The 23,075-nt window shown below is 73.5% G+C and carries 17 protein-coding genes; 14 read left to right on the top strand and 3 right to left on the bottom strand.

Annotation, left to right across the window (positions count from 1 at the left end; genetic code table 11):
- The first annotated feature begins 68 nt into the window (after positions 1 to 68).
- A complete protein-coding gene (locus tag ACFYT9_RS14310) occupies positions 69 to 551 on the top strand; it encodes a hypothetical protein (RefSeq protein WP_387276362.1) in 483 nt (160 codons plus the stop codon).
- 145 nt (positions 552 to 696) lie between these two features.
- Entirely contained in the window at positions 697 to 2,499 is a 1,803-nt protein-coding gene (locus ACFYT9_RS14305; protein ID WP_389163450.1) for a chitinase, read from the top strand.
- Here the strand turns inward: ACFYT9_RS14305 and ACFYT9_RS14300 are convergent.
- On the bottom strand, positions 2,465 to 3,217 hold the full coding sequence (locus ACFYT9_RS14300; RefSeq protein ID WP_389163447.1) for a phosphatase PAP2 family protein: 753 nt from the start codon (positions 3,215 to 3,217) through the stop codon (positions 2,465 to 2,467). The genes ACFYT9_RS14305 and ACFYT9_RS14300 overlap by 35 nt on opposite strands.
- 101 nt (positions 3,218 to 3,318) lie before the next feature.
- A complete protein-coding gene (gene gabT, locus ACFYT9_RS14295; RefSeq protein WP_376596887.1) occupies positions 3,319 to 4,653 on the bottom strand; it encodes a 4-aminobutyrate--2-oxoglutarate transaminase in 1,335 nt (444 codons plus the stop codon).
- A gap of 254 nt (positions 4,654 to 4,907) precedes the next feature.
- Between gabT and ACFYT9_RS14290 the strand changes: the two genes are divergently transcribed.
- From ACFYT9_RS14290 to ACFYT9_RS14235, 12 genes are all read left to right on the top strand, one after another.
- Complete coding sequence (locus ACFYT9_RS14290; protein WP_389163444.1) at positions 4,908 to 7,322, top strand: ATP/GTP-binding protein; 2,415 nt, start codon at positions 4,908 to 4,910, stop codon at positions 7,320 to 7,322.
- Between the two features lie 164 nt (positions 7,323 to 7,486).
- Positions 7,487 to 9,043 (top strand): PucR family transcriptional regulator, encoded by a 1,557-nt coding sequence (locus ACFYT9_RS14285; RefSeq protein WP_389163441.1) that lies wholly within the window; start codon positions 7,487 to 7,489, stop codon positions 9,041 to 9,043.
- Between the two features lie 79 nt (positions 9,044 to 9,122).
- Positions 9,123 to 10,124: an EamA family transporter gene (locus tag ACFYT9_RS14280; RefSeq protein WP_389163438.1), complete on the top strand. Its 1,002-nt coding sequence runs from the start codon at positions 9,123 to 9,125 to the stop codon at positions 10,122 to 10,124.
- A 55-nt stretch (positions 10,125 to 10,179) separates the two neighbouring features.
- Entirely contained in the window at positions 10,180 to 11,619 is a 1,440-nt protein-coding gene (locus ACFYT9_RS14275; protein WP_389163858.1) for a PQQ-binding-like beta-propeller repeat protein, read from the top strand.
- A 196-nt stretch (positions 11,620 to 11,815) separates the two neighbouring features.
- Positions 11,816 to 13,261 carry an aldehyde dehydrogenase family protein gene (locus ACFYT9_RS14270; protein WP_387276372.1) on the top strand — a complete coding sequence of 482 codons (1,446 nt, stop codon included), beginning with the start codon at positions 11,816 to 11,818 and terminating at the stop codon, positions 13,259 to 13,261.
- Between the two features lie 242 nt (positions 13,262 to 13,503).
- Positions 13,504 to 14,748 (top strand): 3-phosphoshikimate 1-carboxyvinyltransferase, encoded by a 1,245-nt coding sequence (aroA, locus tag ACFYT9_RS14265; protein ID WP_376602192.1) that lies wholly within the window; start codon positions 13,504 to 13,506, stop codon positions 14,746 to 14,748.
- Positions 14,749 to 14,782: 34 nt separating this feature from the next.
- Positions 14,783 to 16,057: a 1-deoxy-D-xylulose-5-phosphate reductoisomerase gene (gene dxr / locus ACFYT9_RS14260; RefSeq protein ID WP_387276375.1), complete on the top strand. Its 1,275-nt coding sequence runs from the start codon at positions 14,783 to 14,785 to the stop codon at positions 16,055 to 16,057.
- The gene (locus ACFYT9_RS14255; protein ID WP_376602190.1) at positions 16,054 to 17,361 is read left to right on the top strand and encodes an RIP metalloprotease; all 1,308 of its coding nucleotides are present in this window, start codon (positions 16,054 to 16,056) and stop codon (positions 17,359 to 17,361) included. The genes dxr and ACFYT9_RS14255 overlap by 4 nt, the downstream gene beginning before the upstream one ends.
- Positions 17,362 to 17,465: 104 nt before the next feature.
- Complete coding sequence (gene ispG, locus ACFYT9_RS14250) at positions 17,466 to 18,623, top strand: flavodoxin-dependent (E)-4-hydroxy-3-methylbut-2-enyl-diphosphate synthase (protein WP_376602189.1); 1,158 nt, start codon at positions 17,466 to 17,468, stop codon at positions 18,621 to 18,623.
- Positions 18,624 to 18,869: 246 nt separating this feature from the next.
- Positions 18,870 to 19,715 carry a GNAT family N-acetyltransferase gene (locus ACFYT9_RS14245; protein ID WP_389163433.1) on the top strand — a complete coding sequence of 282 codons (846 nt, stop codon included), beginning with the start codon at positions 18,870 to 18,872 and terminating at the stop codon, positions 19,713 to 19,715.
- Positions 19,716 to 19,743: 28 nt separating this feature from the next.
- On the top strand, positions 19,744 to 20,289 hold the full coding sequence (locus ACFYT9_RS14240; RefSeq protein ID WP_389163430.1) for a GNAT family N-acetyltransferase: 546 nt from the start codon (positions 19,744 to 19,746) through the stop codon (positions 20,287 to 20,289).
- Between the two features lie 112 nt (positions 20,290 to 20,401).
- The gene (locus ACFYT9_RS14235; protein ID WP_387278831.1) at positions 20,402 to 22,102 is read left to right on the top strand and encodes a proline--tRNA ligase; all 1,701 of its coding nucleotides are present in this window, start codon (positions 20,402 to 20,404) and stop codon (positions 22,100 to 22,102) included.
- Between the two features lie 49 nt (positions 22,103 to 22,151).
- Here ACFYT9_RS14235 and ACFYT9_RS14230 read toward each other — a convergent pair whose 3' ends face one another.
- Positions 22,152 to 23,039 carry a slipin family protein gene (locus ACFYT9_RS14230; RefSeq protein ID WP_387278829.1) on the bottom strand — a complete coding sequence of 296 codons (888 nt, stop codon included), beginning with the start codon at positions 23,037 to 23,039 and terminating at the stop codon, positions 22,152 to 22,154.
- Between the last annotated feature and the right edge of the window lie 36 nt (positions 23,040 to 23,075).

The following is a 23,075-nucleotide window of genomic DNA, read 5'->3' as shown; positions in this document are numbered from 1 at the left end:
GGGAACCATCGCGCTCTCTCCGTGTGGACGCGCACCTCCGCGCGTCCCCACGGAGAGGAGTACGCACGATGACGACTACGGGGGCCTCCGGTGTCAGGGCCGCGGTGGAATGGCTGGCCGCGGTCGCGCCGGATCCCGACGCCTGCCGCTGGGAGTGGGAGCGCAACCCGCACGGGGTCGCCCTGCTGCCCGCCGGCCGGCGCTGGGACGTGCTGATCCTGCCGGGGGAGCTCGGCCACCCCACCCTCGACGTCCTGACGCGCCTGGTCGACCGGCCGGGACCCGTCCTCGCCGACTTCGGCGACTCCCGTGTCGGCTTCTTCGTCCCGCCCGGCACGACCGCCCGCTGGCTCGGTACCGGGGTCCGCGGCGCCGGACCCGGCACCTGGATCGTCGTGCCCCACCCGGGGCGGGCGACCGGGGGAGTGCGCTGGCTGGTGGTGCCGGACGGCCGGGGCACCCTCACGGACGCCTCGCTGCTCGAACTCGCCATGCACGAGGCGGCCGGCGGGCCGGCCGGGGGGCGGCCGCGCGGGGGGAGCGCCTCCTGAAACCACCCCCGTGCGCGCACCCCTTCCGCACCCCCTCCCGCATCCCTTTCCCAACCCCCTTCCCGTACAGAGGTCTTGACCACTCGATTGGTCTGGACCATGCTGTGGCGCGCTCCACTCCGATCCCCCACCCCCGGAGGCAGTCGTGGACCGCACCAGACCTCTCAGCCTGCTCCTCGCGGGCGCGCTCGCCCTCGGCGGGCTCGCCGCGCTCGCCCCGGCCGCCCAGGCCGCCGACTCCGAACTCGCCCGCAACGGCGGCTTCGAGGCCGGCCTGGACGGCTGGAGCTGCACCGCGGGCAGCGGCGCCGTCATCTCCTCACCCGTGCACGGCGGGACGAAGGCGCTCCAGGCGACCCCCGCCGGCAGCGACAACGCCAAGTGCGCGCAGACCATCACGGTGAAGCCCAACTCGACGTACACGCTCAGCGGCTGGGTCCGCGGCAGCTACGTCTACCTCGGCGTCACCGGCAGCGGCACCGCCGACGGCTACGCCTGGACCCAGTCGGCCCCGGACTGGCAGAAGCTCAGCAAGACCTTCACCACCGGCGCCACCACCACCTCGGTCACGGTCTACACCCACGGCTGGTACGGCACCCCCGCCTACCAGGCCGACGACCTCTCCCTGTACGGCCCCGGCGGCGACCCGGTCCAGATCCCCGCCACGCCCACCGGCCTCGCGGCCGGCAGCCCGACCTCCAGCACGGTGCCGCTTATTTGGCCCGCGGTCGCGGGCGCCAGCTCGTACAAGGTCTACCGCGGCGGCGCCCTCGTCGCCACGGTCACCGGCACCTCGTACACCGCCACGGGCCTCACCCCGAACACCCCGTACGCCTTCCAGGTCTCCGCCGCCAACAGCGCCGGCGAGTCCGCGAAGTCCACGGCCGTCAGCGCCACCACGACCTCCGGAGGCGGCGGCGGAGGCGGCGAACTGCCCGCCCGCGCCCTCGTCGGCTACCTCCACTCCAGCTTCGCCAACGGCTCCGGCTACACCCGCATGGCCGACGTGCCGGACTCCTGGGACGTCATCAACCTCGCCTTCGGCGAGCCGACCTCGGTGACCTCCGGCGACATCCGCTTCAGCCTGTGCCCGGCGACCGAGTGCCCGAACGTCGAGTCCGTCGCGGACTTCAAGACCGCCATCAAGGCCAAGCAGGCCGCGGGCAAGAAGGTCCTCATCTCCATCGGCGGCCAGAACGGCCAGGTCCAGCTCGCCACCACCGCGGCCCGCGACGCCTTCGTCACCTCCGTCTCGAAGATCATCGACGAGTACGGCCTCGACGGCCTCGACATCGACTTCGAGGGCCACTCGCTCTCGCTCCAGACCGGCGACACCGACTTCCGGAACCCGACCAGCCCGGTCATCGTCAACCTGATCCAGGCGATCAAGACCCTCAAGGCCAAGTACGGCGCCAAGTTCGTCCTCACGATGGCCCCGGAGACCTTCTTCGTCCAGCTCGGCTACCAGTTCTACGGCTCCGGCCCCTGGGGCGGCCAGGACCCGCGCGCCGGCGCCTACCTGCCGGTCATCCACGCCCTGCGCGACGACCTCACCCTGCTGCACGTCCAGGACTACAACTCCGGCCCGATCATGGGCCTGGACAACCAGTACCACTCCATGGGCGGCGCCGACTTCCACATCGCCATGACCGACATGCTGCTCGCCGGCTTCCCGGTCGCCGGCAACACCGAGCGCTTCTTCCCGGGCCTGCGCCCCGACCAGGTCGCCATCGGCCTCCCCGCCTCCACCCAGGCGGGCAACGGCCACACCAGCCCGGCCGAGGTGAACAAGGCCCTGGACTGCCTCACCAAGAAGACCAACTGCGGCACCTACCAGACCCACGGCACCTGGTCGTCCCTGCGCGGCCTGATGACCTGGTCGATCAACTGGGACCGCTTCAACCAGTGGGAGTTCAGCCGGAACTTCGACGCCTACAACTGGAGCTGACGGCGGCGATCCCGCCGACCCCCAGGACCAGGAAACCGAGGAAGCCACTGGCCAGCACGTCGAGCGGCCAGTGGTAGCCCCGCAGGACCAGACCCGTCCCCGTCACCGCCGTCAGCACGGCGGCGACGGGGACGAGCCGTCGCGACACCAGATACGCGGCACCGAAGTAGGCCACCATCGCGGTGGCCGTGTGGCCGGAGGGGTAGTAGCCCTCGGCCCAGGGTTCGAGGGGGCCGGAGCGGGCCGTCCACTCCTTCAGCGGGATGACGAGCAGCGGTACGGCGGCCATCGCGAGGCCCGCGTACAGGGCGTCGGCGCGGCGGCCGCGCCACACCGCGTACGCCATCGCGGCGGCGAGCACGGGAAGCGCCACGGTCAGATTGCCGAGGTCGGAGGCGAGTTCGCTCAGGCGCCGCGGGACGGAGTCCACCACGGCCGCGGACACCCGCTCGTCGAGCCTGGTCAAGGGGCCGTGGACGAGCACCTGCCAGGTCACGACGGCGAGGGCGACGAACGCCGAGAAGAGAGCCGGCCGCCCTGGAACAGGGGGGGTGGTTCCGGGGCGGCCGAGGGGATCGGGCTGCCGCGCGCCCCGGGGGGTGTGGGGCGGGCGGCCATCCGATCGGTGAGGAGTCCCGGAGCGCGAGGCTCCGGTGGTGTGCGCATCGGCACGGTGCGGGCGGGGCTGGGGAGGCTCCGCCCTGGGTGTTTCTCTCATCTGGGGAAGACCGTACGGCACGAGGAGGGGGGCCGACAGCGGGAAACGCGTCCCGCCATCGGCCCCCCACAGAGTCTTCACTCTTTGCGCCGAACCGTCCGTCAGAGGGCGGCCAGCGCCGCCTCGATGACGTCCAGGCCCTCGTTCAGCAGGTCCTCGCCGATGACCAGCGGCGGGAGGAAGCGCAGCACGTTGCCGTAGGTGCCGCAGGTGAGGACGAGGACGCCCTCGTTGTGGCAGAACTTGGCGAGCGAGGCGGCGGCGTCGGCGGCCGGCTCCTTCGTCACCGGGTCCTTGACCAGCTCGATGGCGATCATGGCGCCGCGGCCGCGGATGTCGCCGATGACCGGGAACTTCTCCTGCATCGCGGTGAGGCGGCCCTTCATGACCTCCTCGATGCGCTTGGCCTTCCCGTTGAGGTCCAGCTCCTTCATCGTCTCGATGGCGCCGAGCGCACCGGCGCAGGCCACCGGGTTGCCGCCGTAGGTGCCGCCCAGACCGCCGCCGTGGACGGAGTCCATGATCTCGGCGCGGCCGGTGACGGCGGCGAGCGGCAGACCGCCCGCGATGCCCTTGGCGGTCGTGATGAGGTCCGGGACGATGCCCTCGTCCTCGCAGGCGAACCACTGGCCGGTGCGGCAGAAGCCGGCCTGGATCTCGTCCGCGACGAAGACGATGCCGTTGTCGTTGGCGAACTTCACGATCGCCGGCAGGAAGCCCTTGGCCGGCTCGATGAAGCCGCCCTCGCCGAGGACCGGCTCGATCACGATCGCGGCGACGTTGTCGGCGCCGATCTGCTTGACGATGTTGTCGATCGCCTGGGCGGCGGCCTCGGGGCCGGCGTTCTCGGCACCGGTGGGCCAGCGGTAGCCGTAGGCGACCGGCACGCGGTAGACCTCGGGCGCGAACGGACCGAAGCCCTGCTTGTACGGCATGTTCTTCGCCGTCATGCCCATGGTGAGGTTCGTCCGGCCGTGGTAGCCGTGGTCGAAGACGACGACGGCCTGGCGCTTGGTGTACGAACGCGCGATCTTCACCGCGTTCTCGACGGCCTCGGCGCCCGAGTTGAACAGCGCGGACTTCTTGGCGTGGTCGCCCGGGGTCAGCTCGGCCAGCGCCTCGCAGACCTCCACGTAACCCTCGTACGGCGTCACCATGAAACAGGTGTGGGTGAAGTCCTGGAGCTGCGCGGAGGCGCGGCGCACCACGGCCTCGGCGGAGGCGCCCACGGAGGTCACGGCGATGCCGGAACCGAAGTCGATCAGCCGGTTGCCGTCGACGTCCTCGATGATGCCGCCGCCCGCGCGCTTCGTGAACACCGGCAGCGTGGAGCCCACGCCCCCGGCGACCGTCTCCAGCCGGCGAGCCTGAAGCTCCTGCGACTTCGGACCGGGAATGGCGGTGACGACGCGCCGCTCCTGCGGGACAGCGTTCATGCGGGGCTCCTGGGGTGTTCTGGACGCTCTTGCGGGTTTCCTCCGCAGGCTAGGCGCGGGGGAGCGCTCCGGGCATGCGCCGATCGGGAGTGTTGACGGCGTGTCGTTGGACGGGATGGACAGAGGGCGGCGAGGGCCGCCTTTCGCCGTCCCCCGTCCGGACGCGTCCACGAAACCCTCCCGGGAAGCCCGGGGCCCACTAGATTGACGCTGGCACAGAGGCGGCGACCTGGCTGGTCAGGGGGCAGGGGTTCATGGAGACCGACGGCACGTACGAGTCACACGACACGAGGGGGGCGGCGGTCCCGCCGCCCACGCCCCCGCCGATGCCGCCGGCGCCGCCCGCCCACGCACCGCGGGTGCCCTTCTCCGCGCCGCCTGCCACCGTCCCCTCCCAGCCCACCGGTGCCCCCGGCGCGCGCAGCGCCGTCGCCGACTGGTTGGACGCCCCCCGACCCGAGGCCGCCCCCGGCATCTGGCGTTTCCGCCACGTCCCGCCGACGCCTCCCCGGGAACGGACCCGGCTCGCGCCGGTCACCGTGGCCGGACTCGTCATCCCGATCGTCATCGCCCTGATCCTGTGGTCCGTGTGGCGCCGCGGAGGGGTGCCCTACCTGTGGATCCCGCTGCAGGTCCTCACCCCGGAGGAGTGGTGGTACGCCGGGACGACCACCGCCCGCGACTGGCACGGCGTCGAGGCGCACATCGTCTACAGCGGCGTCGTCTTCGGCGCGATCGTCCTCGCCGTCGCCCGGCTCGGCGCCTGGGGCACCGTCGTACGCCATCTGCTGGAGCCGTACGGGCCGCCCGCCCGGGCGGCCCTCACCGCCGCCGCCGGTCTGGTCACCCTGACCTTCGTCTGGCCCGAGTGGTTCCCCTTCGTCGACTGGGACCCGCTGCCCATCGCCTCCCCGTTCTTCTCCTTGCTCGCCCTCGTCGGCGGCGGCTACGACATCATCACGACCGTCCCCGTCTATCTCCTCTCCCTGCTGATCACCGTCGGCGTGCTGTGGCCCTTCGCCCGGGTCGGCGACTGGCGCGGAGTCCTCAGGACCTGGCGGGGCTCCCGGCGACCGGCCGCCGCGGCCCCCGGCGCCCCCGCCCCCCGCTCCACCTGGCCCGGACTGCGGGACGCCGGGCAGGGACAGGCAGCCGATCTGCTCCAGGACGAGGTGCTCGGCGGGCGCATGAACGAGGTGGACGTCGCCCGCGTCACCCACCGCTGGGAACGCAGCCGTGACGACGCCCGCCGGCTCGCGGGCTTCGTCGACACCGTGTTCCGGCAGGGCGCCGCCGCCTGGGCCCACCCCTCCGGCGACCGCGACCTGCCGCGCCGGACGGCCGCCCACGACCTGCTGCTCGGGCAGGTCCGGATCGGGCGGGCCGCGGACGGCGAGCGGAACCCGGCCGCCTACCGCGGCGCCGGGGTCGCGCTCGACCCGGCCGTGCTCGGCACCTCGATGCTCGTCGTCGGACCGCCCGGCGGCGGACCCGCCGGCGGAGTGACCGCCGCCGCCGCCGAGGCCCTCACCCTCCAAGCCCTCACCGGCGGCTGCGCGGTCGTCGCCGTCGGCGGCCCCTCCGCCCCGTACGGCCCGGACGCGGCGTACGACGTGGTGGTCCGGCTCGGCGACCCCGCCTCCCCCTACGACCTCGACCTCTACGGCGGGCTCACCGAACCGGACGAGGCCGCCGCGCTGCTCGCCGAGGGCCTCGCCGGCGACGTCGAGTCGCTCGACCCGCGCCGCGCCGGGACCGTGCTCGCCCAGCTCCTCGGCCCGTACCGGGCCGTCCACGGGACCTTCCCTCCGGTGCCGGTGCTGCGGGAGCTCCTGGAGGTGGGAGCCGAGCCGCTCACCGCCCTGCTCGGCCGGCTGCCGGCCGACGCCGCGGCCATGCGGCGCGAGCTGGAGGGACGGATCCGCCAGGCGGGCGGACCCGCCGACCCCGGCCCGCTCCTCGCGGACCGGCTCGCCCTCCTCGACCGCCCCGCCTTCGCGGACTTCTTCGGCGCCGGTACGGGAGCGGCGCGGCCCTTCTCCCTGAACACCGTCGCCCACCATCCGCTCAGGGTCCGCCTGGAGCTGCCCGAGCACGGGCACGAGGAGGCGTCCCGGCTGCTCGCGCGCCTCGTCCTCGCCCAGTTCCTGGCCACCGCCCGGTCCGGCGGCCGCCGACCCCACTTCGCCGGGCTGGTCCTGGACGACGCCACCGGCGCGCTGACCGGCGGGACCGTCCGCTCCCTCCAGCGGCTCCGCTCCCACGACGCGGGTGTCGTCCTCGGTCTGCGGACCCTCGGCGACGTCCCCGAGCCGCTGCACGGTCCCCTGCTCGCCGCCGTCGGCTGCCGGGCCGCCCTCTCCGGCGTCACCACCTGGGACGGCCGCGGCTTCGCGGAGGCGTGGGGCACGGAGTGGGTGGAGACCGAGGAGGTCGCGCACCACACCGTCTTCGCCAACCAGCCGATGACCCGGGCCCTGCACGCCGTGCGCAAGAGGCTCACCGGCAAGGCCGTCACCACCGACGCCGTCACGCTGCGGAAGGTCGAACGGGAACGCTGGTCGGCGTCCGAACTCGCCCACTCCCTGCCCCCCGGCCACGCCGTCGTCTCCCTGACCACGGTCCGCGGCGCGCACATGCCTCCCGTCCTGGTCGACCTGCGCGGCTGACCGGCACCGGCCGAAGCCGCCCGAGCGGCCCGACCGCCCGCGCGGGCCCGCGCGAGCGGTCGGCCACCCTGGCACAATCGGGTGCGCCGCCCTCCCCAGCGGCGTCCCCGTCGCCGGGTGCGGTTCGTCCGTGTTCGGTCCGCTCAAAGGTCCGCCGGTTTCCGATGCCGCCCACCCTCGCCTCGCTCGTACAGCACTCCTCCCTCCGGCTCGTGGTCCGGGCCGGGGAGGACCGGCTCGACACGCCCGTACGGTGGGCGCACGTCAGTGAGCTGGCCGATCCCGTGCCGTACATGGAGGGCGGGGAGCTGCTGCTGACCACCGCCCTGACGCTCGACGCCGAGGACGGCGAGGCGATGCGACGGTATGTGCGGCGGCTGCTCGGAGCGGGGGTCGTCGGGCTCGGGTTCGCCGTCGGGGTGAACTACGACGAGATCCCCGGCGCCCTCCTCGAAGCCGCCCGGGCCGAGCACCTGCCGCTGCTCGAAGTGCCGCGCCGCACCCCGTTCCTCGCCATCAGCAAGGCTGTCTCCGCCGCCATCGCCGCCGACCAGTACCGGGCCGTGACCGCCGGATTCGAGGCGCAGCGCGAGCTGACGCGGGCCGCGCTCGCCGAGGGGCCCGACGCCGTCGTCGCCCGGCTCGCCGCCCACGTCGACGGCTGGGCCGCGCTCTACGACGCCGCGGGCACCGTCGTCGCCGTCTCGCCCGACTGGGCCGCCCGCCGCGCCGCCCGCCTCACCCCGGACGTCGAGCGGCTGCGCGAACGGCCCGCCCCCGCCAGCGCCGTCGTCGGCGGCACCGACGACCGGGTCGAGCTCCAGTCCCTCGGCACCGGCCGCCGGGTCCGCGGCGCCCTCGCCGTCGGCACCGGCGCGCCCCTCGGCACCGCCGAGCGGTACGCCGTCCACTCGGCGATCGCCCTCCTCACCCTCACCACCGAGCGCTCCCGCTCCCTCCAGGCCGCCGAGCACCGGCTGGGCGCCGCCGTGCTGCGCATGATGCTCGCCGGGCAGCCCGAGCACGCCCGCACCGTCGCCGGAGACGTGTACGGCGGCCTCCTCGACGCCCCCTTCCGGCTCCTCGTCGCCGAGTCCGCCGGTGGCGAGCAGGCGCCCGCCGAGCCCCCGCTGCCGACCCTCGCCGAGTCCCTGGAGACCGCCGCCGCACGCGCCGGAGAGGCCGTGCTCACGGTCCCGGAGGGCGACGACCGGCTCGTCGTCCTCGCCGGAGACTCCGGCGCGGTCGTCGCCGCCTGCGCCGGGTACGCCGAGCGCGAGGCCGAGGAGACCGGGGTCGTCGTCGGGCTCTCCGCCGCCGCCGGCCCGGTCACCGCCGCCGTCGCGTACAAGCAGGCGGAGCAGGCCCTCTCGGTGGCCCGCCGCCGCGGCCGCGCCCTCGTCGAGCACGAGGACCTGGCGGCCGGCTCCGTCCTGCCGCTCCTCGCCGACGACGCCGTACGGGCCTTCGCCGACGGCATGCTCCGGGCGCTGCGCGAGCACGACGCGACCGGCCGCGGCGATCTGGTCGCCTCGCTGCGCGCCTGGCTCTCCCGGCACGGCCAGTGGGACGCCGCCGCCGCCGACCTGGGCGTCCACCGGCACACGCTGCGGTACCGGATGCGGCGCGTCGAGGAGATCCTCGGCCGCTCCCTCGACGACCCGGACGTCCGCATGGAGCTCTGGCTCGCCCTCAAAACCACCGGCGAGGGCGAGAAATAGCGAGAAATAGCGGCCCTTCCTGCCCGAAGGCGGGCAGAATTCCTGGCCGGACGCGATCAGGATCCCTAATCTCCTGGTCATGACAAGCCCTGCCGTCGATCCCGGTCCCGATCCCGCCGCCCCCTCCGCACGCCCGGCACCCCCGGCGCCCCCGTCCGCGATCACCCTCCCGGGGAAGCCCGGTCCGTCCGGCCGGCGCATCAGCGGAGCCGTCTGGGCCGCCCTCGCCATCGTGTACGTCGTCTGGGGCTCCACCTACCTCGGCATCCGGTTCGTCGTCGAGACCGTCCCGCCCTTCCTCGCCTCGGGTTCCCGCTTCATCGTCGCCGGACTCCTCCTCGCCGTGATCGTGGCCTGGCGCCACGGCCCCGCCGCGCTCAAGGTGGACCGGCGCCGGCTCGGCTCCGCCGCGCTCGTCGGCCTGCTCCTGATCCTCGGCGGCAACGGCCTCGTCAACCTCGCCGAGACGAGCATCCCCTCCGGCCTCGCCGCCCTCCTCGTCGCCGCCGTCCCCGTCTGGGTCGTGCTGCTGCGCCGCGCCGCGGGCGAGCGCCCCGGGCGCGGTGCCTACGGCGGCGTCCTGCTCGGCATGGCCGGTCTCGCCGTCCTCACCCTCCCCGGGCTCAGCGGCGAGGTCGGCATCGGGGGCGTCCTCGCCGTCGTCCTCGCCGCCCTGCTCTGGTCTCTCGGCACGGTCTCCTCGGCCCGCCTCCCCCTGCCCGCCAACCCCTTCACCGCGAGCGTGTACGAGATGCTCGCCGGCGGGGTCGGCGGCATCGTCGTCGGCCTGATACGCGGCGAGCACCGCGGCTTCGACCCCGGCGCCGTCTCCGGCAGCTCCTGGATCGCCCTCGCCTATCTGGTCGTCTTCGGTTCGCTGATCGCCTTCACCGCGTACGCCTGGCTCCTCCAGTCCGCCCCGGTCTCGCTCGCGGCCACCTACGCGTACGTCAACCCGGTCGTCGCCGTCCTGCTCGGCGCGCTGATCCTCGACGAGGCCCTGACCTGGCCGATCCTCCTCGGCGGCGGGATCGTCGTCGCGGCCGTCTGTCTGATCGTCACGACCGAGCGGAGGGGGTGACCGGCGAAGATCGTCCTGGCCCTACCCTGATCCCTCGTAACGACGGGTCGTGAGCATGACGACAGGGGCGGGGGACCGGATGGCGACGACGGGGACGAGGAACGGCAGAGCGGCGGGGGCCGCGAGGCGCGGGAGCGCCGCGGGAGGGCGTGCGGGGAAACCCGCCTCACGCCTCGCCCGGTACGGCGTCGCCGTCGGCGTCGCCCTCGCCTTCCTCGCCGGCTGCGGCGGGATCACGGTCGCCGCCCTCGCCGGCGAGGGCTACCTCCCCGGCGACTCCCTGCGCGAGGTGTGGACCACCCCGCGCGAGACCACCGGCTCCGACTCCGGAAACGGCGCCTGGGCCGCCGGCGACACCCTCGTCAGCAGCCGCTCCGACGGCGTCACCGGCTTCGACGCCCGCTCCGGCGCCCAGCGCTGGCGGTACACGCCGCCCGCGGGCGGCGCGATCTGCTCGGTCAGCCGCACCGCCGAGGACGGCGTCGCCCTGATCGCCCTGGGCGGGTCCGGAGCCGGGAAGACCGCCGAGGCCGGGGCGGGCGGGGGGTGCGCCACCGTCGTCGCCCTCGACCTCGCGGACGGGCGCGCGCTGTGGCGCACCGCCCGGACCTCGGAGAGCGGTGTGCTCCAGGACGAGAAGGACGTCGTCGCCGTCGGCGGCGGGCTCGCCGTCGTCCGCGACGAGTACGCCTACTGGGGCCAGGACTGGGCCAGGAACACGCCCGGCTTCGTCCGCCCCGACCGTGCCGTGCGCGCCCTCGACCTGCGCACCGGCAAGCCGCGCTGGACGGCCGCGGTGCCGAAGGACTGCTTCCCGCACGGCGTCGCCGCCGGGAAGCGCCAGGTCCTCGCGCTCGTCGTCTGCGGGGGCGACGACGTCCGGCTCGCCGCCTTCGACCCGGCCGACGGCAGACACCGCTGGACGACCATGCTCGACGAGCGCCGGGCGGTCGAGCGGTTCACCCACACCCCCTCCTTCCTCTCCGCCGAGCCCGCCGTGGTGAGCGTCACCGACCTCGACCTGAGCGGCTACCCGACGGTCCTCTCCTTCGCCGACGACGGGAGCCCCCAGGGCCGTATCGTCCCCGGCACCGACGGCATCGGCCGCGTCTCCACCGCCGTGCCGGCCCAGGCGCGGGTCGCCTACGGGCGGCTGTACGCGGTCGAGGCGAACGACCACGAGACGGTCACGGCCTTCGACCTGCGCAGCGGACGGCGCCTGTGGCACGCCGACCTGGGCGACCTGGAGGACGTCGTCGGCCTGCGCGTCGCCGACGGCAGGGTCACCGCCGTGGTCGACCTGTACGCGAGCAGGGGCGAGGACGGGCTGCTCGTCCTCGACGCCGACACCGGGGAGGAGCGGGACATGCGCACCTTCCCCGACTCCGTCGCCTCCTCCTCCGGCGAGATCCGGGACCTCTTCGCGTACGAGGGGCGGCTGATCCCCGCCCGGGACGGCGGCCACCGGCCCTTCACCGCGTACGAGGAGCGCTGACCGGCTCCGCACCGCGCCGCACACGGAACGGCGGGCGCGCCGGCCGGCACCGCACCGCCCCCGACTCTTCAGCCGAAGCGGACAGGCCGCCACGCCCATCACTCCACCACGGACAAACGCCATGCACGCGTCCCGGCCCTAACGTGTCTGGAGAGCAACCGCTCGCACCCCGAAACGGAAAGGGCCGGGACGCACAATGACGACCACCCACGCCTTCTGGGTCGCCGGCCGCGAGGCCACCGGCGACACCACCTTCGACGTCACGAACTCGTACGACGGACGTCTGGTCGGCAAGGTCGCCGTGCCCACCGAGGCCCAGGTCGAGGAGGCCGTCGCCGCTGCCCACGCGGTCGTCGACGAGTTCGCCGCCACCCCGGCGCACGTCCGCGCCGCCGCCCTCGACCACGTGTCGAAGCGGCTCGCCGAGCGCACCGAGGAGATCGCCCAGGTCATCTCCGCCGAGAACGGCAAGCCCATCAAGTGGGCCCGCGGCGAGGTCGGCCGTGCCGTCTCCGTCTTCCGTTTCGCCGCCGAGGAGGCCCGCCGCTGGAACGCCGGCGAGGCCCAGCGCCTGGACACCGAGGCCGGCGGCGCGGGTCGCCTCGCCCTCACCCGCCGCGTGCCCAAGGGCGTCGTCCTCGGCATCGCGCCCTTCAACTTCCCGCTGAACCTCAGCGCCCACAAGGTCGCCCCGGCCATCGCCGTCGGCGCCCCGATCATCCTCAAGCCGGCCCCGTCCACCCCGATCTCCTCCCTCATCCTGGGCGAGATCCTGGCCGAGACCGACCTGCCGGCTGGCTCCTGGTCGATCCTCACCGTGCCGAACGACCGCATGCCGGCCCTCGTCCAGGACGAGCGCCTCCCGGTCATCTCCTTCACCGGCTCGGACAAGGTCGGCTACGCCATCGCCGAGTCCGTGCCGCACAAGCACTGCACCCTGGAGCTGGGCGGCAACGCCGCCGCCGTCGTCCTCCCGGACTGGTCCTCCGAGGCCGACCTGGACTGGGCCGCGAGCCGCATCGCGACCTTCTCCAACTACCAGGGCGGCCAGTCCTGCATCTCGGTGCAGCGCGTGATCGCCGACGCCACCGTCTACGACCGCCTGCTCCCGAAGATCGTCGCGGCCGTCGAGGCCCAGGTCACCGGCGACCCGGCGGACGACGCCACCGACGTCGGCCCGCTCGTCGACGAGGCCGCCGCGCTGCGCGTCGAGTCCTGGGTGGACGAGGCCGTCGCGGCCGGCGCCACGCTCCTCGCGGGCGGCAAGCGCGAGGGTGCCACCTACGCCCCGACCGTCCTCACCGACCTCCCGGCCGGCGTCACCCTGGCCCGCGCCGAGGTCTTCGGCCCGGTCCTCACGGTCGCCAAGGTCGACGGCGAGGCCGAGGCGTTCGCCGCGGTCAACGACTCCGACTTCGGCCTCCAGGCCGGCGTCTTCACCCACGACCTGCAGACCGCCTTCCGCGCCCACCGCGCCCTGGAGGTCGGCGGCGTGATCGTCGGCGACGTCCCCTCGTACCGCGCCGACCAGATGCCGTACGGCGGCGCCAAGCGCTCCGGCGTCGGCCGCGAGGGCGTGGCGTACGCCATGGACGACTACACCTACGAGCGCGTGCTCGTCCTGACGGGCCTCGCCCTCTAGGACACGCGCACCACGAGACCAGGCGGTCCGAGCCCACTGTGCGGGGGCTCGGGCCGCCTTTCGTACGCCCCCGGCCGGTACGTGCCCGGCCCCGCCTCACCCCGCCCGTACGTGCCCGGCCCCACCCCGCCCCACCCCGCCCCACCCCGCCCGTACCCCCCCTGAGGCCCCGCCCCTCCCCGCCCGTCCACGGAGCGGAACGCGGCGACGGGTGCCCCGCCCGGCGCGGCAGGATGGGCGGCGTGACCGTCATCGACATCCCCGGCTCCAAGTCCGTCACCGCCCGCGCGCTCTTCCTCGCCGCCGCCGCGGAGGGCACCACGACCCTCCTGCGCCCGCTCGTCTCCGACGACACCGAGGGCTTCGCCGAAGGGCTCGGCGCCCTCGGCTACTCCGTCCGGCGGGAGCCCGGCGCCTGGCACATCGAGGGCCGCCCCGCCGGACCCGGTACCACCGACGCCGACGTGTACTGCCGCGACGGCGCCACCACCGCCCGCTTCCTGCCCACCCTCGCCGCCGCCGGCCACGGCACCTTCCGCTTCGACGCCTCCGCCCAGATGCGCCGCCGCCCGCTCGGCCCGCTCTCCGCCGCCCTGCGCGAGCTGGGCGTCGACCTGCGCCACGGGGAGCGCGACGGCCACCACCCGCTCGCCGTGCACGCCGCCGGGGTGAAGGGCGGCGCGCTCACCCTCGACGCCGGACAGTCCTCCCAGTACCTGACGGCCCTGCTGATGCTCGGCCCGCTCACCGCCGAGGGCCTCGACATCACCGTCACCGACCTCGTCTCGGAGCCGTACGTCGAGATCACCCTGGCGATGATGCGGTCCTTCGGAGCCGAGGTCACCCGCGAGGGCCGCACCTACCGGGTCGCCCCCACCGGCTACCGGGCGGCGCGCTACCCGATCGAGCCCGACGCCTCCACCGCCAGCTACTTCTTCGCCGCGGCCGCCCTCGAACCCGGCCGCGCGGTCACCGTCCCCGGCCTCGGCACCGGCGCCCTCCAGGGCGACCTCGCCTTCGTCGACGTGCTGCGCCGGATGGGCGCCGAGGTCGAGGTGACGCCCGACGCCACCAGCGTCCGCTCCACCGGCACCCTGCGCGGACTCACCGTCAACATGCGGGACATCTCGGACACCATGCCGACGCTCGCCGCGATCGCCCCCTTCGCCGACGGGCCGGTCCGCATCGAGGACGTCGCCAACACCCGGGTCAAGGAGTGCGACCGGCTCGACGCCTGCGCCGAGAACCTCCGCCGCCTCGGCATCACCGTCGAGACCGGACCCGACTGGATCGAGATCCACCCCGGCACCCCCGCGGGCCCCGCCGAGATCGCCACCCACGGCGACCACCGGATCGTCATGTCCTTCGCGGTCACCGCCCTCAGGACCCCCGGCATCACCTTCGACGACCCCGGCTGCGTGAAGAAGACCTTCCCCGACTTCCACCGAGTGTTCGGCGGATTCGGCCCGATCGCCCGGACCGCGTGAAGAGCGCACAGCGTTTGAGGCCAGAATGGGGGGCATGAGCGACCGCCCCTCACCTCTCGCCGACCCGCACATCGCCTTCGACACCACCGAAGGACGCCGGGACATCGTCGTCCTCGGCTCGACGGGCTCCATCGGCACCCAGGCCATCGACCTGGTGCTGCGCCACCCCGACCGCTTCCGGGTCACCGCCCTGGCCGCCTCCGGCAGCCGGATCGACCTGCTGGCCGAGCAGGCGCACCGCCTCGGGGTCGCCCAGGTCGCCGTGGCCCGCGAGGAGGCCGTCGAGGAGCTGCGTACGGCCCTGAAGGCGCGCTGGGGGTCCGCCGGCGCGAGCGGGGGAGGGGCCGCGCCGCTGCCGGAGATCCTGGCCGGGCCCGACGCCGCCACCCAGCTCGCCGCCTCCCCGTGCCACACCGTGCTCAACGGCATCACCGGCTCCATCGGCCTCGCGCCGACCCTCGCCGCCCTGGAGGCCGGCCGGACGCTCGCCCTCGCCAACAAGGAGTCGCTGATCGTCGGCGGCCCGCTGGTCAAGGCGCTCGCGAAGCCCGGCCAGATCATCCCGGTCGACTCCGAGCACGCCGCCCTCTTCCAGGCGCTCGCCGCCGGCACCCGCGCCGACGTCCGCAAGCTGGTCGTCACCGCCTCCGGCGGCCCCTTCCGCGGCCGCACCCGCGCCGACCTGGAGCGGGTGACCCGCGAGGACGCGCTCGCCCACCCGACCTGGGCCATGGGCCCGGTCATCACGGTCAACAGCGCCACCCTGGTCAACAAGGGCCTGGAGGTCATCGAGGCACACCTCCTCTACGACATCCCCTTCGACCGCATCGAGGTCGTCGTCCACCCCCAGTCGTACGTGCACTCCATGGTCGAGTTCACCGACGGCTCCACGCTCGCCCAGGCCACCCCGCCGGACATGCGCGGCCCCATCGCGATCGGCATCGGCTGGCCCGAGCGGATCCCCGACGCCGCACCCGCCTTCGACTGGTCCACCGCCTCCACCTGGGAGTTCTTCCCGCTGGACGACGAGGCGTTCCCGTCGGTGAACCTCGCCCGGCACGTCGGCGAGCTCGGCGGCACCGCCCCCGCCGTCTTCAACGCAGCCAACGAGGAGTGCGTCGAGGCGTTCCTCGCCGGCCGGCTGCCCTTCAACGGCATCATGGACACCGTCACGGCGGTCGTCACCGAACACGGTCGGCCCAGCGGGGGAACCTCCCTGACGGTGCCGGACGTCCTGGAAGCGGAGACCTGGGCGCGGGCCCGGGCCCGAGAGCTCGCAGCGAAGGCAACCGCGGAGGCGCGCGCATGACGGAAGTGCTCCTGACGATCCTCGGCGTCGTCCTGTTCGCCCTCGGGCTGCTCGTCTCCATCGCCTGGCACGAGCTGGGCCACCTCTCCACGGCCAAGCTCTTCGGCATCCGCGTGCCGCAGTACATGGTCGGCTTCGGCCCCACGATCTGGTCGAAGAAGCGCGGCGAGACCGAGTACGGCATCAAGGCCATCCCGGCCGGCGGCTACATCCGCATGATCGGCATGTTCCCGCCCGGCGCCGACGGCAAGATCGAGGCCCGCTCCACCTCGCCCTGGCGCTCCATGATCGAGGACGCCCGCGAGGCGTCCTACGAGGAGCTGAAGCCCGGCGACGAGACCCGGCTCTTCTACACGCGCAAGCCGTGGAAGCGCGTCATCGTCATGTTCGCCGGACCCTTCATGAACCTGGTCCTCGCCCTCGGCCTCTTCTACGGCTCCCTGATGACCCTCGGCATCGAGGGCCAGACCACCAAGGTCGCCGGCGTCCAGAAGTGCGTCATCGAGCAGAGCGCCGAGCGGGACACCTGCGCCGCGGGCGACCCGGTCTCCCCGGCGCACAAGGCGGGGCTGCGGGACGGCGACACGATCGTCGCCTTCAACGGCACCCCGGTCTCCGACTGGGACACCCTCTCCGACCACATCCGCAAGACCATCGGCCCCGCCACCGTCACCGTCGAGCGGAACGGGCAGCGCCTCGACCTGCACGCGACGCTCGTCGCCAACCAGGTCCTGAAGAAGGACGAGAACGGCCAGGTCGCCCGCCCCCTCGCCTACGAGAAGGCCGGCTACCTCGGCTTCGCCTCCAAGACGGAGGTCGCGCCGCTCAGCTTCGGCGAGACCACCGACCGCATGGGCGAGCTCATGGAGAACGGCCTCCACTCGGTCGTCGCCCTCCCCGGCAAGATCCCCGGCCTCTGGGACGCCACCTTCGGTGACGGAGAGCGCGCCGAGGACTCGCCCGTCGGCGTCGTCGGAGCCGCCCGCATCACCGGCGAGCTCATGAACCTGGACCTCCCGCCGGAGCGCATCCTGGTCATGTTCATGAACCTGCTGGTGTACTTCAACGTCTCCCTGTTCCTCTTCAACATGCTCCCGCTGCTGCCGCTCGACGGCGGCCACATCGCGGGCGCCCTGTGGGAGTCCGTCCGCCGCCACACGGCCCGGATCTTCCGGCGCCCCGACCCCGGCCCGTTCGACGTGGCCAAACTGATGCCCGCCGCCTACGTGGTCGCCGGTGTCTTCGTCTGTTTCACGCTGCTCGTCCTCGCCGCCGACATCGTCAACCCGGTGAAGCTGACGTAGCTCCCAGGGGGGCCGTACACCGCCGTGTCCGGCCCCCCACCCCCGGGGCGGTAACCTCGGAAGCCTGAGCCCGCCGACGCACGACCTTTGAGGTTGCACTACTGATGACCGCGATTTCTCTCGGTATGCCCACCGTCCCGACCCGGCTCGCCGAACGCCGCAAGAGCCGGCAGATCCAGGTCGGCAGCGTGGCCGTCGGCGGTGACGCACCCGTCTCGGTGCAGTCCATGACGACGACCCGCACCTCCGACATCGGCGCCACCCTCCAGCAGATCGCCGAGCTGACCGCCTCCGGCTGCCAGATCGTCCGGGTGGCCTGCCCGACCCAGGACGACGCCGACGCGCTCTCCGTGATCGCCCGCAAGTCGCAGATCCCGGTGATCGCCGACATCCACTTCCAGCCGAAGTACGTCTTCGCCGCGATCGACGCCGGCTGCGCCGCGGTCCGCGTCAACCCCGGCAACATCAAGCAGTTCGACGACAAGGTCAAGGAGATCGCCAAGGCGGCCGGCGACGCCCGCGTCCCGATCCGCATCGGCGTCAACGCCGGCTCCCTCGACGCCCGCCTGCTCAAGAAGTACGGCAAGGCCACCCCCGAGGCGCTCGTCGAGTCCGCCCTCTGGGAGGCGTCCCTCTTCGAGGAGCACGGCTTCCGCGACATCAAGATCTCGGTCAAGCACAACGACCCCGTCGTCATGGTCGAGGCGTACCGCCAGCTCGCCGCCCAGTGCGACTACCCGCTGCACCTCGGCGTCACCGAGGCCGGCCCCGCCTTCCAGGGCACCATCAAGTCCGCCGTCGCCTTCGGCGCGCTCCTCTCCCAGGGCATCGGCGACACCATCCGCGTCTCCCTCTCCGCCCCGCCGGCCGAGGAGATCAAGGTCGGCATCCAGATCCTGGAGTCGCTCAACCTGCGCCAGCGCCGCCTGGAGATCGTCTCCTGCCCGTCCTGCGGCCGCGCCCAGGTCGACGTCTACAAGCTCGCCGAGGAGGTCACCGCCGGCCTCGACGGCATGACCGTCCCGCTCCGCGTCGCCGTCATGGGCTGCGTCGTCAACGGCCCCGGCGAGGCCCGCGAGGCCGACCTCGGCGTCGCCTCCGGCAACGGCAAGGGCCAGATCTTCGTGAAGGGCGAGGTCATCAAGACCGTCCCCGAGTCGAAGATCGTCGAGACCCTCATCGAAGAGGCCCTCAAGATCGCCGAGCAGATGGAGAAGGACGGCATCGCCAGCGGCGAGCCGACCGTCGCCGTCGCCGGCTGACCCACCGGAACCACCGCGGAACCCCTCCGGCCCCGGGCCGGAGGGGTTCCGCGCGTCCGCCCCGCGAGCGAGCCGAAGGGCCGCGCCGGGGGAACGGCCCCGAGCGCGCGGAGCCCCGTGCGGGACGAGCCGGGCGGGCCCGCACGGTCCGTGCGCCCGGCGGGAAGCGCCCCGGAGGCGAGCCGAGCCGGAAAGGGGAGGGGTACAGTGCCAGGACCAGCAGAACCCGCACGGTGAGGCCCCCTCGTGTTGACACAGACCACCACCCGGGTCCTCGAACCCGCCGACCTCGGCGCCGCACTCGCCGTCCTGGAGAGCGCCCCGGTCGAGAACGCCTTCGTCACCGCCCGGGTCCGGATCGCCGGGCTCGACCCCTGGCGCCTGGGCGGCGAGATGTGGGGCTGGTACAGCGAGGGACGGCTCACCTCGCTCTGCTACGCGGGCGCCAACCTGGTCCCGATCTGCGCCACCCCCGAGGCCGTCCGCGCCTTCGCCGACCGGGCCCGCCGGATCGGCCGCCGCTGCTCCTCGATCGTCGGCCCGGCCGGACCCACCGGCGAACTCTGGCGCCTCCTCGAACCCGCCTGGGGCCCCGCCCGCGACGTCCGCGCCCACCAGCCCCTCATGGTCACCGAGGAACCCTCCGCGACCGTCACCCCCGACCCCCTCGTCCGCCGCGTCCGCAAGGACGAGATGGACGTGATCATGCCCGCCTGCGTCGCCATGTTCACCGAGGAGGTCGGCGTCTCCCCGATGGCCGGCGACGGCGGCCTCCTCTACCAGGCCCGGGTCGCCGAGCTGGTCGCCGCGGGCCGCTCCTTCGCCCGCATCGACGACGGCAAGGTCGTCTTCAAGGCGGAGATCGGCGCCGCCACCCGACAGGCGTGCCAGATCCAGGGGGTCTGGGTCGCCCCCGAGCACCGCGGCAAGGGCCTCTCCGAGACCGGCATGGCCGCCGTCCTCCAGTACGCCCTCGCCGACATCGCCCCCGTCGTCAGCCTGTACGTCAACGACTACAACACCCCCGCCCGGGCCGCCTACCACCGCGTCGGCTTCCGCGAGACCGGTGCGTTCATGAGCGTCCTGTTCTGAAGGGGCGGGCACTTGTAGGGTGCGCCGCATGGACGACGCACCCGCCGTGATCGGACCCGTCAACCTCGCCGCCCGGGTGGACGAGGCCCTCGCCGTACAGGCGGTCGCCTTCGGCCTCGACGCCGAGGAGGTCGCCGTACGCCGTCACATCGTGCTGCGCCACCTGATGAACCCCGGAGCCCGCGCCTACGGGGCCACCACCCCCGACGGACGGCTGGCCGGCTTCGTGTACGGGATGCCCAACGACCGCAGCCACTGGTGGTCCACCGTGGTGGAGCCGTACCTGCGCGCCACCGGCACCGCCGACTGGCTCGACGCCTCCTTCGTCATCACCGAGCTCCACGTCCACCCCGCCTTCCAGGGCCGGGGCCTCGGCCGGGGACTGATCACCACCATCACCGACACCGCGGACGAGAAGCGCTCCATCCTCTCCGCGATCGACACCGACTCGCCGGCCCGCGGCCTCTACCACTCGCTCGGCTACACCGACCTCGCCCGCCAGGTCCACTTCCCGAGCGCGGCCCGCCCCTACGCCGTCATGGGCGCGCCGCTCCCGCTCCCGCGCCGGAACTGATTTCTCGCGGACGGGGCCGCCCGGATAATCTCGGGGCCATCAGCTCCCCCCGAGCTCTCGGCTCCGCTCGTCGAGCAGGGGGGATCCCCAGCCCCGCAGGAGTACGAGAACCATGGCCAACGCACCGGTCCAGCGCATGTCCCAGTTGATGGCGAAGACGCTGCGCGACGACCCGGCCGACGCCGAGGTCCTCTCCCACAAGCTCCTCGTCCGCGCCGGATACGTCCGCCGCACCGCCGCCGGCATCTGGAGCTGGCTGCCGCTGGGCAAGAAGGTCCTCGCCAACGTCGAGCGGATCGTCCGCGAGGAGATGGACGCCGTCGGTGCCCAGGAGGTCTCCCTCCCGGCCCTGCTGCCCCGCGAGCCCTACGAGGCCACCGGCCGCTGGAGCGAGTACGGCGCCGAGCTCTTCCGCCTCCAGGACCGCAAGGGCGGCGACTACCTCCTCGGCCCCACCCACGAGGAGATCTTCACCCTCCTGGTGAAGGACCAGTGCTCGTCCTACAAGGACCTGCCCGTCATCCTGTACCAGATCCAGACCAAGTTCCGCGACGAGGCCCGCCCCCGCGCCGGCATCCTGCGCGGCCGCGAGTTCCTCATGAAGGACTCCTACTCCTTCGACACCGAGGACGAGGGCCTGGCCCGGTCCTACGGCGTGCACCGCGAGGCGTACCAGCGGATCTTCGAGCGCCTCGGCCTCGACTACCGCATCTGCGCCGCCACCGCCGGCGCCATGGGCGGCTCGAAGTCCGAGGAGTTCCTCGCCCCGGCCGAGGCCGGCGAGGACACCTTCGCCGACTGTCCGAACTGCGACTTCGCCGCCAACACCGAGGCCGTGTACCAGGCGGTCAAGGCCGTCGACGGCTCCGCGGTCCCGGCCCTGGAGGCCATCCCCACGCCCGACACCCCCACCATCGAGACCCTCGCCGCCCACCTCGGCGTCCCGGCCTCCGCCACGCTCAAGAACCTCCTGGTGAAGGTCGACGGCGAGATCGTCGCCGTCGGCGTCCCCGGCGACCGCGAGGTCGACCTGGACAAGGTCGAGGCGCACTTCGCCCCGGCCGCCGTCGAGCTGGTCACCGAGACCGACTTCGCCGGCCGCCCCGACCTCGTCCGCGGCTACGTCGGCCCCCAGGGCCTGGAGAAGGTCCGCTACATCGCCGACCCCCGCGTCGCCCCCGGCACCGCCTGGATCACCGGCGCCAACGAGGAGGGCACGCACGCGAAGAACGTCGTCGCGGGGCGTGACTTCGAGGTCGAGGAGTACGTCGACGTCGTCGTCGTCCAGGAGGGCGACCCGTGCCCCGCGTGCGGCACCGGCCTCAGGCTCGACCGCGCGATCGAGATCGGTCACATCTTCCAGCTCGGCCGCAAGTACGCGGACGCGCTGAAGCTCGACGTCCTCGGCCAGAACGGCAAGCCGGTCCGCGTGACCATGGGCTCCTACGGCATCGGCGTCTCGCGCGCCGTCGCCGCGCTCGCCGAGCAGACCGCCGACGACAAGGGCCTGTGCTGGCCGGCCGAGGTCGCCCCCGCCGACGTCCACGTCGTCGCGGCCGGCAAGGCGCTCCAGACCGAGCTGGCCCTGGAGGTCTCCGACAAGCTCTCGGCCGCGGGCCTGCGCGTCCTGGTCGACGACCGCGCGGGCGTCTCGCCGGGCGTCAAGTTCACCGACTCCGAGCTGATGGGCGTCCCCAAGATCCTCGTCGCCGGCCGCCGCGCGGCGGAGGGCGTCCTGGAGCTGAAGGACCGCCGCACCGGCGACCGCCAGGAACTCACCGTCGAAGAGGCCCTGGCCGCCCTGACCTCCTGACCCCGAACGCCCCCGCCGCCGTTCCCCCGAGGAAACGGCGGCGGGGGCGTCAGGGCGCCGGGTCCACCGACGGGCCCGTCAGGTCCTCGACCGGGGGCAGCGGCGCCGGGGCCTGTGGGGCCGGGGCCTGCCCAGGCGCGGGCGGCGCGGACGCGGGCGGCGCGGACGGCGGTGCCTCCGGGGTCGCGCGCTCCAGGAACCGCAGCAGCTCGACCGGGATCGGCAGCACCAGCGTCGAGTTCTTCTCGGCCGCCACGGCCATCACCGTCTGCAACAGCCGCAGCTGAAGCGCCGACGGCGCGTCCTCCAGCTGATGCGCCGCCTCCGCCAGCTTCTTCGACGCCTGGAGCTCCGCGTCCGCGTTGATCAGACGGGCCCGCCGCTCCCGGTCCGCCTCCGCCTGCCGCGCCATCGACCGCTTCATGGTCTCCGGCAGGGAGACGTCCTTGATCTCGACCCGGTCGATCTGCACGCCCCACCCGATCGCGGGGGAGTCGAGCATCAGCTCCAGTCCCTGGTTGAGCTTCTCGCGGTTGGACAGCAGGTCGTCGAGGTCGCTCTTGCCGATGATCGACCGCAGCGAGGTCTGCGCCATCTGCGAGACCGCGAACTTGTAGTCCTCGACCCGCACCAGCGCCTCCGCCGCGTCCACCACCTTGAAGTAGACGACGGCGTCGACCCGTACCGTCACGTTGTCCCGCGTGATGCCCTCCTGCGCGGGCACCGGCATCGTGACGATCTGCATGTTCACCTTGTGGAGCCGGTCGACCGCGGGAACGACCATGGTGAACCCGGGCGGCCGCACCTCGCCCCGCAGCCGGCCGAAGCGGAAGACGACGCCCCGTTCGTACTGCTTCACGACGCGGGCCGCGGCTCCGACGTACGCCACCGCGGCCACACCGGCTCCCGCCACGGCCAGGAGGATGTCTTCGATCATCGGGACCCCCTGAGGAAGGGATACAAAAAGGGTATT

It is taken from the genome of Streptomyces sp. NPDC004435 (genome assembly GCF_042873895.1).
Taxonomy (GTDB): Bacteria; Actinomycetota; Actinomycetes; order Streptomycetales; family Streptomycetaceae; genus Streptomyces.
Note: the sequence above shows the minus strand (reverse complement) of the source record. Positions and strands in the feature narration are given on the sequence as shown.